Source organism: Acinetobacter sp. 22512 (assembly GCF_052044755.1).
Taxonomy (GTDB): Bacteria; Pseudomonadota; Gammaproteobacteria; order Pseudomonadales; family Moraxellaceae; genus Acinetobacter; species Acinetobacter pittii.
In genome coordinates this window covers 1-12,889 of record NZ_JBQENP010000034.1, presented here as the reverse complement: position 1 = coordinate 12,889, position 12,889 = coordinate 1, and the positions used below count along the sequence as shown (strand labels likewise).

Here is a 12,889-nt window from a genome sequence, read left to right as displayed (position 1 = left end):
AAGTCGGAGTGAAAATCCTTAGCGTGCTATATTTTCCGTTTCCTGAGACGACCCCTTTTCGGCATTAACCAAGAGTCTGCTTAAGCACAATTTTCTGGTGGGTAATCATAACTTTTGCCTCATTTGTGATGGATTGATCTATCTTGATTCTACTGAATCGGATCATCGGATTGCCAAAGCCGTAGGTGGGCAAGGTGTTCTAGAGAATGGTCTGCTGGTTCATCCCATCTGTAATAGAATGAAATCAGATCTGAGTCTGGAAGAGATTAGAGCGGATTTGTTTGGTGAATTACTGTATTAATCAACAGAGCGATGAGCTCATTTTTGCAGATGTATCAATGATTAATCACATGATTTAACTTTTGATACATTCAGCCAATGTGGTTATTTTTAATTCAGTCCAGAATCACAACCAGAAACTAGCTGTAGTTTCTGAATGACCGTCAAGGTCCTTAGTTTCGCCCATAGATTCCCTCTGTGGGCTTTTTTTTTGATCAAAAATTGTATAGATGCTCTAAAATAAACCTTTTAGCATTTCATAAGCAATTAGGATTAAGGCTGAGACCATCAGCACAACAAAAATGAGTTCCACTCTAGTTAACATCTTAGTTCCATTTACTTTTCACTTAATTTATATAGCAGTTAACTCGTAGCATCAATGAAATAACATGACATGGAAAATAATCAAAAAGACAGAATTTGGATTTTGATCAGATCTGCATGTTTACATGCTTCTACAGTAGCTTTGAATGTTTCACTTAACCTTTAAACTTTTCTTAAAACTAAATATATTTACATATACATTCTAAAATTTGATAGAATTTATTAAAACTTTAGATTCTAAGTGTAAATAATGAGAAGCGCTAATATTCGACGTGATGGCTACTTAAAATTTCTGAATACATGGCAAGACCGTGATGTCATTAAAGTACTTTCAGGTGTGCGTCGCTCTGGAAAATCCACCTTATTGGCGATGTTTCAACAAGACCTAAAAGCACAGGGTGTACAAGCCGAAAACATCATTGCCATCAACTTCGAATTTATGGAATTTGAAGAACTCACCGATTACCGTAAACTACATGATTATGTATTGTCCAAAGTTGATAAAAGTAAAAAAAACTATGTTTTTTTAGATGAAATACAACATGTTACAAATTTTGAGAAAGTAGTCGACTCTTTATATGTTCGGGATTATATCGATTTATATATTACAGGTTCAAATGCATTCTTTCTAAGTGGAGAACTTGCGACGTTACTCACAGGACGCTATATCGAGCAACATGTTTTACCCTTGTCATTCCAAGAGTTTAAACAGTGGCATATTGAAAATAATCCGATCATCCAACAATTATCCAATCGTGATTTGTATGCCATGTACACGCACAGTAGTTTCCCCTATACGCTTGCCATGACTAGTCAGCAGGAAACCTATGATTACTTGCAAGCGGTCTATGCCAGTGTAATGTTTAAAGATGTTATTCCTCGTTTGAATACTGCTGATATTAACTCTCTCGAGCGTGTCGCAAGATATTTGGCAAGCGTGACAGGCTCACCCATTTCCATCAATAAAATTAAAAATACCTTTGTTTCAAGCGGGGTTAAAATCTCATTTGAAACAGTAAAACGCTATATTCAGGGCTTACAGGACAGTTTGTTATTTTATAGTGCCGCACAATTTAAAGTACGCGGGCGTGAGTTATTACAATCCTCTGAAAAATACTATTTAGTTGATGTCGGATTGCGCCGGATTATGTTGCCTGATGCTAATGCTGATCAAGGTCATATCTTAGAAAATGTGATTTATCTTGAGCTTGTCAGACGAGGTTATACGGTCTATGTAGGGCGGGTTGATGAATATGAAATTGATTTTGTTGCTGTCGATACTTTACAGAATTTAACTTATTATCAGGTGGCATTAGAAACGCTCAATGAGGAGACACTCAGCCGAGAGTTACGTCCATTACAGAAAATTTCTGATTCGTATCCCAAATATTTACTTACCTTAGACACGATAGGGGCTGAAGCAAATTATAATGGTATTGTAAAAATGAGTGCTCTCGATTGGTTGCTATCTGAAAATAAGTAAAGTTGAGGGTAGACATGAATACTCTTATTTATTGATTAAAACTCAAAGACTTTTCAGCATCATCCAAGAATGTATTCAAGCATAATTTCTGCTCCAATTGTGATGGATCGATTTACCTCGATTCGATTGAGTCAGACCCTCATGATTGAGCCAGAGTCGCTTACTGAAAGTAGCGAGAATTGCGCTGGAGTTTCTGAAGGATATTAATTCCTTAGTTTGCCCATTCATCCATCTGGGCATTTTTTTTGATTAAAATACAATGCGGTTCTTGCTAAAAAATGACGGCACCCACCATAAAACACAATATTCCAAAAATAATCCAAGGCCAGATCTTTGTCTTCGGTTGTTCTAAATTCTGAGGATTATATTCCGTGTGTTCTAGCGATGTCGGTTGTGGAACACGGGTCTTTTTAGAGTAAGGTTGGTGTTTAGAGTAAGATAGTCCCGTACCTGGAATGCCGACACTGGTTCGCGTACCTTTTTTCCCAATATTTAGAGAAGCACCAGGTTTGCCAATGCTGGCACTGCTGATGCCTTTATGGGTCAGATTAATTTTAAAACCCGGGAATAATTTAATACTTTTACGAAATCTAAAACCCATATTGCTCTCATTCTAAAACTTAGCTCAATTCACGCGCTATACCAGGATCCATGATCTGCTAGAGATCGTACTTTGACGGCTATCATCAGGATACTAGTATATTTTTTATCTGATGATTGCAATACTACCTTTAAATACCGTCAAAAATCTTTACTGTATATTTGCTGTAGGGTAATCTTAAAACTGCTATTTATTGACTGATTGGTATATGACGACAGATAAGCATGAGGTGCTTCTTAGGATGCGGGCGATCGAGCTCCTTGCATATTGGGAAGGTCGTTTGGTTACCAATCGTTTGATGAGCTGGTTTGGACTGAGTCGACAACAGGCTTCTGCGGATATCAAGCGCTATAATACGCTGTATAACCCCGATGCCTTGATTCATGATCCCTCAGTCAAGGGTTATGTGCCTAAAGCCAGCTTCCAGCCTGTACTGACTACAGCGCATATCAATGAATATCTCAATATGCTCTCGGGCTTGGTCAGTGAATCGCATGCCCTGATTGCGATGCCAGAACCGAATCTTGCAGCAGTTCAATTACCTGATCGCAGTGTGCGTCCTGAAGTCATCAGGGAAGTGTTGCGTGCCTGTCGAACACAAAGCTGTCTCAAAATTATTTATGCCTCCATGCAGAATCCGCAGTGGCATGAACGCATGATTTCCCCACATACCCTGGTGTATACCGGTTTTCGCTGGCATGTCCGTGCCTATTGCCATCAGAGCAAGCAGTTTAAGGACTTTTTACTCTCCAGAATTGATCGCACACCTGTTGTGGTGGCGATTGAGTCAGTAGACCCTGCTCAGGATCAGCAATGGCATGAAGAAATTGTACTGACGCTGATCCCGAATCCAAAATTGAATGAAGCTCAAAAAGCGCTGGTCGAAAAAGACTTCGGCATGCCTGATGGCAGATTACAGATTCCGGTGAAAAAAGCCCTGGCTCACTATACCTTGCAGCGCTATCAGGCCGCGATCACGCTGGCTGAGGCGGATGATGCCTTGAAATATCCCTTGGTACTACAACGCTCAGATATCGAAAAGCTGTCGTCTTACCTGTTTGATCAGGCCTCATAGGAGATTGGCCATGTTAGAACAATTTCATTATGACAGTGACCTGATTGGTGGCTCCCTGATGGTGCGTGAAAGCCGGCTGATCGCGGATCTGTTATTACGAGAAGCGACTCCAGAACAATGGCATCAGGCCATTCAGATTGACAATATTCTGCAAAAAAGAACTGCGGCTTCGGCGCAACGCAATGCCACCGCTATTCGCAAGCGCCTGGAGCGTTTAGAACCTGATTTCTGGAAAGCTTTGCGTGATGGCGATGATGAGCTGGCGACCCAGGTGGCTTTTTGTGGGGCTTTAGAACGGAACCTTTTACTGATTGAGTTTATGGAAACGGTGATGAGAGAGGCCTATATCTCTCAGGCTCAATACCTGGACAGTTATATCTGGTCAGATTTTCTGGAGAAGAACATTTTGTCTCAGTCAAAGAGCAGGGTGGAGGTGGACTTATTCCCGAAGGTCCTGCTAAACCAGGCTTCCTGTATACCATTGGCCTCAGTAATAAGGGCATGCCAGGCTTATACCGCTTAGAACTTCAAGTCACTAAAGGTTCAGGAAAATTGGCGACATCTGGCTTATGGAATTCAAGTAGTGCCAAAGAGCAGGTCAAGATTGCTTTTGATTACTTCAAGGCCAATGCATCCCGGATCTCGGGGGGGAGTAAGGTGCTGGAACATGATTTCCATTTACATGTGGTGGAATTACAGAATACCGGCCCGCTCAGCCATCTTGCTCTGCCAAGTTTAGTGGCTTTCGCTTCTGGCCTCTTAGGACGATCGGTTCAAAGTCAGATGGTGGTACTGGGTGATATGAGCTTGGGTGGTTCAGTGACACCGGTGGAAAGTATTGCCGAATGTCTGCAAGTTGCTTTTGATGCGGGTGCCAAGAAGGTTGCTTTGCCAATGAGTAGTGCGGCAGATATCCCAACGATTCCTGTGGAACTGTTTACCAAGTTCCAGACCAGCTTTTATGCAGATCCGGTAGATGCTGTGTTTAAGGGGCTAGGGGTGGATTAATTTCATATCTGTCTGGAAGAGTTACAGTAGATTGTTTTAAATTCAGTTTCTCAAGTTAAACACCATGTTGTAAAAGCATAATACTGCCTCTTTTAAAGAGCTAGTATTTTAGGGGGGATTACCCTTCATTTTTTCTTGATCAGATATCTGTTGTATTTTGACAGGATTTTGTTGATCTAAATATTTTTGATACCAAACACGCAATGTTTCAGGAGTACAACCGATTTTAGGATCAATAGCTGTGATTGCTGCCCAAGTAGAAGGATAATCTTTTTCAGATTCAATTAGGGTCTGTTGACATTTACTGTTCATAATTAAACCTATAAAGGTAGCCATAAAAATATACAGGCTAAGGCAACAGCACTTTGATAATTTCTTTTGAGCTTGTCATATCGAGTAGCTATCCCTCTAAATTGTTTTAATCTACAAAACATATTTTCAACTAAATGCCTGATTTTATATAAATACCAGTCCATATGATAACAATAAGATAACGATGATCTGACCAATTTAATTTCTTTGCAATTCGCTAAAAAATACACATAAGAAAAACCCAACCGAATATACTCAGGCTAGGTTTTATCTCATTATTTTTCAAGTCAGTTCTAGTGAAATTGGCTAAAATTCAGCTTGTATTTCAATGTCGAACTTAGAAGTTGTATTCAAGACCTACTGTGAAGTGGCACTGTTGCAAATAGAGATTTGAGTCGATGATGTTCCCTTTAAAAAGTACTTAGAGACCGAAAACCCTGTTGATTAGACACACTTCACCCTGAGGCTGACCATAATAAAATGACGATGCTTGTCCTTTACGTAGTGCACGCATGACTTCAATACCTTTAATTGTGGCATAAGCCGTCTTCATAGATTTGAATCCTAATGTGGCCCTGATGATCCGCTTTAGCTTGCCATGATCACATTCAATCACGTTATTTTTATACTTAATCTGCCTGTGCTCAAGGTCTGGTGGACATTTACCTTCCCGTTTTAACCGTGATAAAGCACGTCCATATGTGGGTGCTTTATCCGTGTTGATCACTTGTGGAATTTGCCACTTCTTCACATTATTTAAAATTTTTCCAAGAAAACAATATGCTGATTTGGTATTACGTCTAGAAGAAAGATAAAAATCAATGGTATCGCCACGTTGATCGACTGCACGATACAGATAAGACCATCGTCCATTCACTTTTACATAGGTTTCATCAATATGCCACGAGCTCAGATCTGTAGGATTACGCCAATACCAGCGTAAACGTTTTTCTATTTCAGGAGCATAACGTTGAACCCAACGGTAAATAGTCGTGTGATCAACATTCACACCCCGTTCGGCCAGCATTTCCTGCAGTTCACGATAGCTAATGCCATATTTACAATACCAGCGCACAGCCCAAAGAATGATTTCGCCCTGAAAATGCCGACCATGGAAAGGATTCATATGCTGCACCTTTAGCTAAAACAGTCTTCAGCTTACCATTCGTGGTTATTTGCAACAGTGCCCTTTTTAAAGGGAACATCATCGACTCAAATCTCTATTTGCAACAGTGCCCTCTAATCTTAACTTCAATTAAATGCTCAAATAAAAGAGTAATTATAAATGAGTCCTTGCGATTTAAGTTATTCATCGTCTTTGTGATGATCATTATCTAATAGCTTACAAGTAAAAATTATTGCTAATATGACTAGGCTAGAAGAAATACCAGCATATAAGTTGGCTAAAGTTCCACCAAAAACAACAATATCTTCTAAAAACAAGATGACTATAACTATAATAGATACATGTAATATAATAACTTTTAGATCATGAAACTTATTAATTGATAGTGTCTTAAGAAAAGAACTATTGTCAAAGAGAATTCTTAAAAAAAGCAGTAGCGTACTTTGCCAAAGAAAGTCAGTGAGGTACGCCTGCATGAAACAGTATAAAGATACATACCCAATCACCATGATGGCGAAGCTGTTAAAAGTTTCAGTATCAAGATTTTATGAGTGGTTGAAAAGTGGCTTAAGCCAAAAACAAATTCGAAGAAATCAGCAGACTATCATGGTGAAAATAGCACATCAGGAGACCAATGAAAGCTATGGCTATATTCGCCTGAGTAAGCATTTACACGCTCAAGGTGTTCAAATTAGCCAATATGCAGTACGTACAATAAAGAAGGTCAATAAACTCTTTTGCAAGCGCCATAAGCGCTTTAAAAGAACAACAAACAGTGATCACAACCGTCCCGTCTACAAAAACTTATTAGAGCAAAAATTTAACGTGAGCACTCCAAACCACGCGTGGGTAAGTGACATTACCTACATTTGGACAAACGAAGGATGGCTATATCTGGCTGCTTCAAAGGATCTTTATACAAAGCAGGTTGTTGGCTATAGTCTAAATGAACGTATGACAGCACAGTTGGTCTGTGATGCTCTTAAAATGGCTATTCGGAATCAAAAACCGCCACAAGGCTTAATTGTTCACTCAGACAGAGGCAGTCAATATTGCAGTCATGTATATCGAAATATGATTGAAAAATATGATTTTCAAGGTTCAATGAGTAAGCGTGGAGACTGCTTTGATAATGCACCAATTGAAAGCTTCTGGGGCATATTAAAGAATGAACTTATACACCATCGTACTTATGAAACGAGGGAAAAAGCGAAAGCAGATATTACAAAATACATAGAGCTATTTTATAATCAGCAAAGAATCCAAAAAGGATTGGATTTTAAGACACCAAATCAAATGGCAGAGGACTTTTACAGGTTGGCTGTCTAGAATCCTCCCAAGCGAAAGCCTCCGTTTTTATCAACACACATCAATATTTAAAATTCAGGAAAAAAATATGAACAATAATTATCCTAAACCTATGATAATAATGCACTGGATTACCTTTGTTTTAGTTGTAATTGTATATTTGACGAGTGGAGATCCAACAAGAACAGGTTTGCAGGGCCAGATTCATGTTATAGGTGGAATTTCAATATTTATTCTATTTTTCGTGCGGTTGAGTGTTGTTTTTCTCTATAAAAGAAGTATTCCTCAAAATGAGATCATTAATCCGTATCAAATAAAATTATTTAAAATTGTCAGATTTACGCTTTACGTAAGTTTATGTGTCGTTCCAATAGCGGGCTGGCTTGCATTATCGAGTTTCACTGATAACTTCCAAGTATTCTCTTTAAATTTGCCACTTTTGAGCAGTGTTAGAGAGGTTAAATATATTGGTCAGATGCATCAATTTTTAGGTAACTTCTTTATTACAGTCGTAGGTTTACATGCTTGTGCTGCATTAATCCACCATTTTATTTTCAAAGATAATGTATTAAAAAGTATGCTTTTTAAAAAAATGAAATGATTTAGATCTATAACTATAGAAAATAGGCATATTGTTCACCTAGAACAACATGCTTTATTGATATAAAGCATGTCAGATAGGTCAGGTATTTCTATAGACTTATTATCTATACTCCTCATGGAGTGGGAATATTTGGATTATACAAAAAAGGATCTTATGCCACCGCAACATTAAATAATGATCCAATCCAAGCACTGAATAACATGGCAATAATACCCCAAATCATTACCCGAATCGAACCTCTCCAAATACTGGCGCCGCCCGCATAACTGGCCAAGGCACCCATAATTCCGAGACTTAATACCCCAATCAGCATGACGCCTTTCTCTAAGTATCGCTCAGGCAGAAGCATAATTGAAATTAAAGGAAATAATGAGCCTACAGTAAATGCAATGGCTGAAGAGAAGGCAGCACGAAACGGCTGGGCAGAAGTATGATCTGAAATACCAATTTCATCACGCGCATGTGCATCTAAAGCATTGTGTGCAGTCAGTTGTTGCGCGACTTCTTGCGCTAAAGCGGGTTGTAATCCACGCTGTATGTAAATATTTTTTAGCTCATTTAATTCATGTTCAGGATGGCGTTGCAGTTCACGTTCTTCCATCTGCAGATCATTCTTTTCAATGTCTTGTTGCGATTTAACGGAGATGTATTCACCTGCAGCCATCGATGCAGCTCCAGATATTAATCCGGCGATACAGGTCACCAGTACAGTATGGGTAGATGCTCCACTGGCTGCGATTCCCACCACGAGACTTGTGACTGAAATAATCCCGTCATTTGCCCCCAGCACAGCTGCACGCAACCATCCCGCACGTTCGATGTAATGTTTTTCAATATGATAAGAATGGCGCACAAGGTATATCCTTTTTGTTATCAGGATGATTATAATAAATTTATTTCATCTGTAGAGATTATTATTGGCTAATTTCAAAAACCGTGATTAAAAGGCAAAAAAATTTGGCACTGTTGCAAATAGAGATTTGAGTCGATGAAGTTCCTTTTTAAAAGTGCTTAGAGACCGAAAACCCTGTTGATTAGACACACTTCACCTTGAGGCTGACCATAATAAAATGACGATGCTTGTCCTTTACGTAGTGCACGCATGACTTCAATACCTTTAATTGTGGCATAAGCCGTCTTCATAGATTTGAATCCTAATGTGGCCCTGATGATCCGCTTTAACTTACCATGATCACATTCAATGACATTATTTTTATACTTAATCTGCCTGTGCTCAATATCTACTGGACATTTTCCTTCTCGCTTTAACCGTGATAAAGCATGGCCATAGGTCGCTGCTTTATCTGTATTGATGACCCGTGGAATTTGCCATTTTTTCACCGTATTGAAGATCTTTCCTAAAAAACAATAGGCTGATTTACTGTTCCGTCTAGCGGAAAGGTAAAAGTCAATCGTATGACCCCGTTGATCAACTGCACGATACAGGTAAGTCCATCGCCCCTTCACTTTGATATAAGTCTCATCCATATGCCATGAATGTAAATCTGTAGGATTACGCCAATACCAGCGTAAGCGTTTTTCCATTTCTGGAGCATAACGCTGAACCCAACGATAAATTGTGGTGTGGTCAACATTCACACCTCGTTCAGCGAGCATTTCTTGAAGTTCACGATAGCTGATGCCATATTTACAATACCAACGAACAGCCCAAAGAATGATTTCACCTTGAAAGTGCCGACCATGGAAGGGATTCATCTGCTGTATCTCGAAATAAATAAGATATTTAGCTTATCATGTCAGCCTATTTGCAACAGTGCCTATGCGAGCAGTTACTTATACTGCTCTTTCTCATGTCCTAAAAGCCTTTGACCATGTCAAATCGCAACATTGAGGTTATCTTGTTTTGGAATAAGCGTGGTCATTGTATGAAAGTGTTGATACATGATGGACTGGGTATTCAAAGCTCTACGGTTGAAACAAGCAACATTTCACTGGACTCAAACTCATCATAGTGAAACAATTACAAGCATTGATTCAGAGTTTCGCTTGATAAAGAATTTGACAATGTGCATCAAACATCATGACATCAATTCAGTCAGCCAAGCTGAATAGCCTAGATCCGTGTCTGTGCAGAAAAGGACGCCTTCATATAAAATAACTCAAATAGATAAATTACCACCACACTGCTAGAGCCTGAGCTGAATTTAAAAATATCTATAGGGTTCACCGGGGACTTACAGTAAATTTAACTTGGATAAAAAATATCCCCCTTAAAAAAGTGGGATATTTTTAATTTATTTATTTATTTAATATTTCTTTTAATTCATCTGCACTATATGTCGATAAATTTTCTATAGCTGCTCGAACAATACTTGAACGATTTATTCTTGCATTTTGCCCTTTTACAACCAGCTCATCAATTAGTTTACTAATATCTTCATTGAGAGAAAAAGTGTAACGAATAAATTTTTTTTCACTTGATTCTAAAGCCTTTACCCTCTTTTCTGCACCAGATATAAATGCATCTAACATTTTATCTTGTTCAGTAGGTTCAGGTTTTTTGTTTAGCCCAGTTAAACCAGCCATAGTTATACTCCTAAAAACTCTCTTGCAATACTTTCAATTTCAGCTTTCGCTTTAGGATCACTATTTACTTCAAAAACCGAAAGCCCATTTTCATCTGCATCATCATAAACATTTCGATTTGTTGTGATTGAATTCAATGCATCAATACCAAATGATTTGCATGCCTCTTTTGCATCTAAAATTCTTTGAACTTGAGAAGGAAGAGTTGGACACTGAGTAATAATTGCTCTAGCTTTCAGATTTGGATTTACTGTCTTTGCTAATTTTAAAACTTGTTCCATATGATCTAAAGTTTTTAGATCTCTTCGTTTGGGTCTAAACGGCAATAACATATGTGTAGCTATAGTCATTGCTGAACGTAATGCTTCAGAATCCTGTCCACCTGCATCAATGATAATATCTTGGTATCTTTTATCTAAATCTTTTAAAACTGAACGTATATTCCCTGATGCTTGTACTGATGGAATATTATTTAATTCATCGTTTTCATCTCTTTCTTTGACCCAATCTGTTGTTGTTCCTTGAGGGTCAGCATCTAATAAGAGGACGTCTCTTTGACTTTGTTGTAAGTAAACTGCAAGATTTTGAGCTAAACAGCTTTTACCAGCACCGCCTTTTTCACCACCAACTAAGATAATCATAATTTATGTAAGTTACGTAAGTTTGTTTGTGTATAATTTAACGGTGATTTATGAAGTAATCAACTATCATGAAAAAAAAATTAAAAAAAAGTTATCCACAAAAGAATGGTCTTTTTGAATTTATATATATTTATTTAAATTTATTATTTATATCTCTGCTCAAAGCTTGACTAGCAAAGGGATACAGGAAGTATATGTTGACAAATTCCTACCAATAAGTTGACTTTTTCCTGTTTCTGAGTTGACATATTCCTACCAATAAGTTGACTTTTTCCTGTTTCTAAGTTGACAAATTCTGTGCATAAGTTGACAAATTCTTTTATTAAAAATACTTTCATTTGTGGACGTTAAGTAGTATTGTCAATATATCTATTTATAACATTTTCCTTAATATATCTCCCTATGAGTAACATAGTATATAAAGATAATAATTTGGTTGAAGCATCGTATTCACTAAATCTATCTGAGCAAAGGCTAATATTAATTGCGATCATTGCTGCTCGAGAAATTGAGAAAGAACTTACTTCTGATACTATACTTACGATTCATGCTTCTGAATACATGAAACAGTTTAATTTAGGACGTCAAGCATCTTATGAAGCGTTACAATCTGCATGTGATAATCTTTTTGAACGGCATTTGAATTATAAAGCAGTAGATCCTATAACTGGAAAAATAGGAATATACAAAAGTAGGTGGGTTTCAAAAGTTGGTTATGTTAAGGAAGAGGGATGCGTCCAACTAATTTTTGCACCAGATATTATCCCCTTATTTGTAAAACTTGAAGAAAAGTTCACAAGATATGAACTTAAACAAATCTCACCACTTACAAGCATTTATGCTATTCGCCTGTATGAGTTACTCATACGTTGGAGATCAACTGGTAAGTTATATATTTCTATAGATGAGCTTAGATCAAAACTCGGATTGATAGAAGATGAATATAAAAAGATGGGAGACTTTAAAAAAAGGGTTCTTACCGTAGCTTTAAATCAAATTAACAAATTTACGGATATTACTGTTTCTTATATACAAAAAAAGGAGGGAAGAAATATTTCAGAATTACATTTCATGTTTGAAGAAAAAGAACAAAATAAAACGAGTACAAGTGCTCCTTTAGAGCCAACTTATAAATTGACAGCTAAGCAATGTATATTCTTTGCTAAAAAGCTATGTGATATTACTAACTATCCAAAATTTGGTAATGATTTCGCACATCGTGGAGAGACTCTAGAAGACTTTCAGGAAAGGATATCAAGTGATCTTCTTGATAGCGATAATGTTAGAAAGTATTTTTCTTATTTGTTAGAAGTTGGTTATGCTCCTAAATACAAGAAGTAACCCTTTAGTTAATTGTCACTTTAAACAAAAGACCACGCCCTTTCATACTAAGTTTTTAATTAAGATTGCTTTCATGTGATTTTAATATGAATTAGCATAAGTTACATAACTTATGCTGGTTAAGTAACCACCTATCCTGCCTTTATAATTTATTGCTGCAGTTCTCATCATCATTGGAATAAGTGGACAGATTCCTGACACGGAATACTATAACTGAGGTCACCTAAATAGGATGCATAA

12 protein-coding genes and 5 pseudogenes are annotated in these 12,889 nt (G+C 37.5%); 8 read left to right on the top strand and 9 right to left on the bottom strand.

All coding sequences use genetic code 11. The annotated features are described in order from the left end of the window. Window positions 1-55 precede the first annotated feature (55 nt). Window positions 56-301, top strand: a pseudogene (locus tag ACTJJG_RS18745) (HNH endonuclease signature motif containing protein); the annotation flags it as partial. A gap of 552 nt (window positions 302-853) precedes the next feature. Further along, window positions 854-2,086: an ATP-binding protein gene (locus ACTJJG_RS18740; protein ID WP_009513514.1), complete on the top strand. Its 1,233-nt coding sequence runs from the start codon at window positions 854-856 to the stop codon at window positions 2,084-2,086. 271 nt (window positions 2,087-2,357) lie between these two features. Here the strand turns inward: ACTJJG_RS18740 and ACTJJG_RS18735 are convergent, their stop codons facing one another. After that, window positions 2,358-2,687: a DUF4236 domain-containing protein gene (locus ACTJJG_RS18735; RefSeq protein WP_000506885.1), complete on the bottom strand. Its 330-nt coding sequence runs from the start codon at window positions 2,685-2,687 to the stop codon at window positions 2,358-2,360. A gap of 208 nt (window positions 2,688-2,895) precedes the next feature. Between ACTJJG_RS18735 and ACTJJG_RS18730 the strand changes: the two genes are divergently transcribed. From ACTJJG_RS18730 to ACTJJG_RS18720, 3 genes are read left to right on the top strand one after another with little or no spacing between them, the layout of a single operon-like run. Next, window positions 2,896-3,762, top strand: a complete 867-nt coding sequence (locus ACTJJG_RS18730; protein WP_031956490.1) for a WYL domain-containing protein — start codon at window positions 2,896-2,898, stop codon at window positions 3,760-3,762. Between the two features lie 10 nt (window positions 3,763-3,772). Continuing rightward, on the top strand, window positions 3,773-4,285 hold the full coding sequence (locus ACTJJG_RS18725) for a BrxA family protein (RefSeq protein WP_009387007.1): 513 nt from the start codon (window positions 3,773-3,775) through the stop codon (window positions 4,283-4,285). Further along, complete coding sequence (locus tag ACTJJG_RS18720) at window positions 4,264-4,770, top strand: S16 family serine protease (RefSeq protein WP_009386988.1); 507 nt, start codon at window positions 4,264-4,266, stop codon at window positions 4,768-4,770. The genes ACTJJG_RS18725 and ACTJJG_RS18720 overlap by 22 nt, the downstream gene beginning before the upstream one ends. 123 nt (window positions 4,771-4,893) lie before the next feature. Here ACTJJG_RS18720 and ACTJJG_RS18715 read toward each other — a convergent pair. From ACTJJG_RS18715 to ACTJJG_RS18700, 4 genes and pseudogenes are all read right to left on the bottom strand, one after another. Next, window positions 4,894-5,106, bottom strand: a pseudogene (locus ACTJJG_RS18715) (hypothetical protein); the annotation flags it as partial. After that, window positions 5,091-5,249: pseudogene (locus ACTJJG_RS18710) on the bottom strand (IS5/IS1182 family transposase); the annotation flags it as partial. The pseudogenes ACTJJG_RS18710 and ACTJJG_RS18715, both read right to left, overlap by 16 nt. A 254-nt stretch (window positions 5,250-5,503) precedes the next feature. Next, window positions 5,504-6,208: an IS6-like element IS1006 family transposase gene (locus tag ACTJJG_RS18705; RefSeq protein WP_001067784.1), complete on the bottom strand. Its 705-nt coding sequence runs from the start codon at window positions 6,206-6,208 to the stop codon at window positions 5,504-5,506. Window positions 6,209-6,387: 179 nt separating this feature from the next. Further along, window positions 6,388-6,621: pseudogene (locus ACTJJG_RS18700) on the bottom strand (YqhA family protein); the annotation flags it as partial. Between the two features lie 4 nt (window positions 6,622-6,625). On the opposite strand from ACTJJG_RS18700, the pseudogene ACTJJG_RS18695 reads away from it, so the two are divergent. Next, window positions 6,626-7,537 (top strand): annotated as a pseudogene (locus tag ACTJJG_RS18695) (IS3 family transposase); the annotation flags it as partial. A gap of 67 nt (window positions 7,538-7,604) precedes the next feature. After that, a complete protein-coding gene (locus ACTJJG_RS18690; protein ID WP_004761014.1) occupies window positions 7,605-8,117 on the top strand; it encodes a cytochrome b in 513 nt (170 codons plus the stop codon). A 154-nt stretch (window positions 8,118-8,271) separates the two neighbouring features. Here ACTJJG_RS18690 and ACTJJG_RS18685 read toward each other — a convergent pair whose 3' ends face one another. The 4 genes from ACTJJG_RS18685 to ACTJJG_RS18670 all read right to left on the bottom strand — a co-directional run bounded on the left by ACTJJG_RS18685 (window position 8,272) and on the right by ACTJJG_RS18670 (window position 11,308). Further along, complete coding sequence (locus tag ACTJJG_RS18685) at window positions 8,272-8,973, bottom strand: VIT1/CCC1 transporter family protein (RefSeq protein ID WP_004761016.1); 702 nt, start codon at window positions 8,971-8,973, stop codon at window positions 8,272-8,274. A gap of 158 nt (window positions 8,974-9,131) precedes the next feature. Then, complete coding sequence (locus tag ACTJJG_RS18680) at window positions 9,132-9,836, bottom strand: IS6-like element IS1008 family transposase (RefSeq protein WP_001067790.1); 705 nt, start codon at window positions 9,834-9,836, stop codon at window positions 9,132-9,134. Window positions 9,837-10,379: 543 nt separating this feature from the next. Beyond that, a complete protein-coding gene (locus ACTJJG_RS18675) occupies window positions 10,380-10,667 on the bottom strand; it encodes a hypothetical protein (protein WP_000908082.1) in 288 nt (95 codons plus the stop codon). Window positions 10,668-10,669: 2 nt separating this feature from the next. Further along, window positions 10,670-11,308 carry an AAA family ATPase gene (locus ACTJJG_RS18670; protein ID WP_000585007.1) on the bottom strand — a complete coding sequence of 213 codons (639 nt, stop codon included), beginning with the start codon at window positions 11,306-11,308 and terminating at the stop codon, window positions 10,670-10,672. Between the two features lie 402 nt (window positions 11,309-11,710). On the opposite strand from ACTJJG_RS18670, the gene repM reads away from it, so the two are divergent. Beyond that, window positions 11,711-12,649, top strand: a complete 939-nt coding sequence (gene repM, locus ACTJJG_RS18665; protein WP_002046604.1) for a replication initiation protein RepM — start codon at window positions 11,711-11,713, stop codon at window positions 12,647-12,649. The last annotated feature ends 240 nt before the right edge of the window (window positions 12,650-12,889 follow it).

What these genes read in the sequence shown, in the direction of transcription:
- repM (WP_002046604.1), top strand. Translation starts at nt 11,711, where the DNA reads ATGAGTAACATAGTATATAAAGATAATAATTTGGTTGAAGCATCGTAT.
- ACTJJG_RS18720 (WP_009386988.1), top strand. Translation starts at nt 4,264, where the DNA reads ATGCCAGGCTTATACCGCTTAGAACTTCAAGTCACTAAAGGTTCAGGA.
- ACTJJG_RS18675 (WP_000908082.1), bottom strand. Translation starts at nt 10,667, where the DNA reads ATGGCTGGTTTAACTGGGCTAAACAAAAAACCTGAACCTACTGAACAA.
- ACTJJG_RS18670 (WP_000585007.1), bottom strand. Translation starts at nt 11,308, where the DNA reads ATGATTATCTTAGTTGGTGGTGAAAAAGGCGGTGCTGGTAAAAGCTGT.
- ACTJJG_RS18725 (WP_009387007.1), top strand. Translation starts at nt 3,773, where the DNA reads ATGTTAGAACAATTTCATTATGACAGTGACCTGATTGGTGGCTCCCTG.
- ACTJJG_RS18740 (WP_009513514.1), top strand. Translation starts at nt 854, where the DNA reads ATGAGAAGCGCTAATATTCGACGTGATGGCTACTTAAAATTTCTGAAT.
- ACTJJG_RS18730 (WP_031956490.1), top strand. Translation starts at nt 2,896, where the DNA reads ATGACGACAGATAAGCATGAGGTGCTTCTTAGGATGCGGGCGATCGAG.
- ACTJJG_RS18735 (WP_000506885.1), bottom strand. Translation starts at nt 2,687, where the DNA reads ATGGGTTTTAGATTTCGTAAAAGTATTAAATTATTCCCGGGTTTTAAA.
- ACTJJG_RS18690 (WP_004761014.1), top strand. Translation starts at nt 7,605, where the DNA reads ATGAACAATAATTATCCTAAACCTATGATAATAATGCACTGGATTACC.
- ACTJJG_RS18680 (WP_001067790.1), bottom strand. Translation starts at nt 9,836, where the DNA reads ATGAATCCCTTCCATGGTCGGCACTTTCAAGGTGAAATCATTCTTTGG.
- ACTJJG_RS18705 (WP_001067784.1), bottom strand. Translation starts at nt 6,208, where the DNA reads ATGAATCCTTTCCATGGTCGGCATTTTCAGGGCGAAATCATTCTTTGG.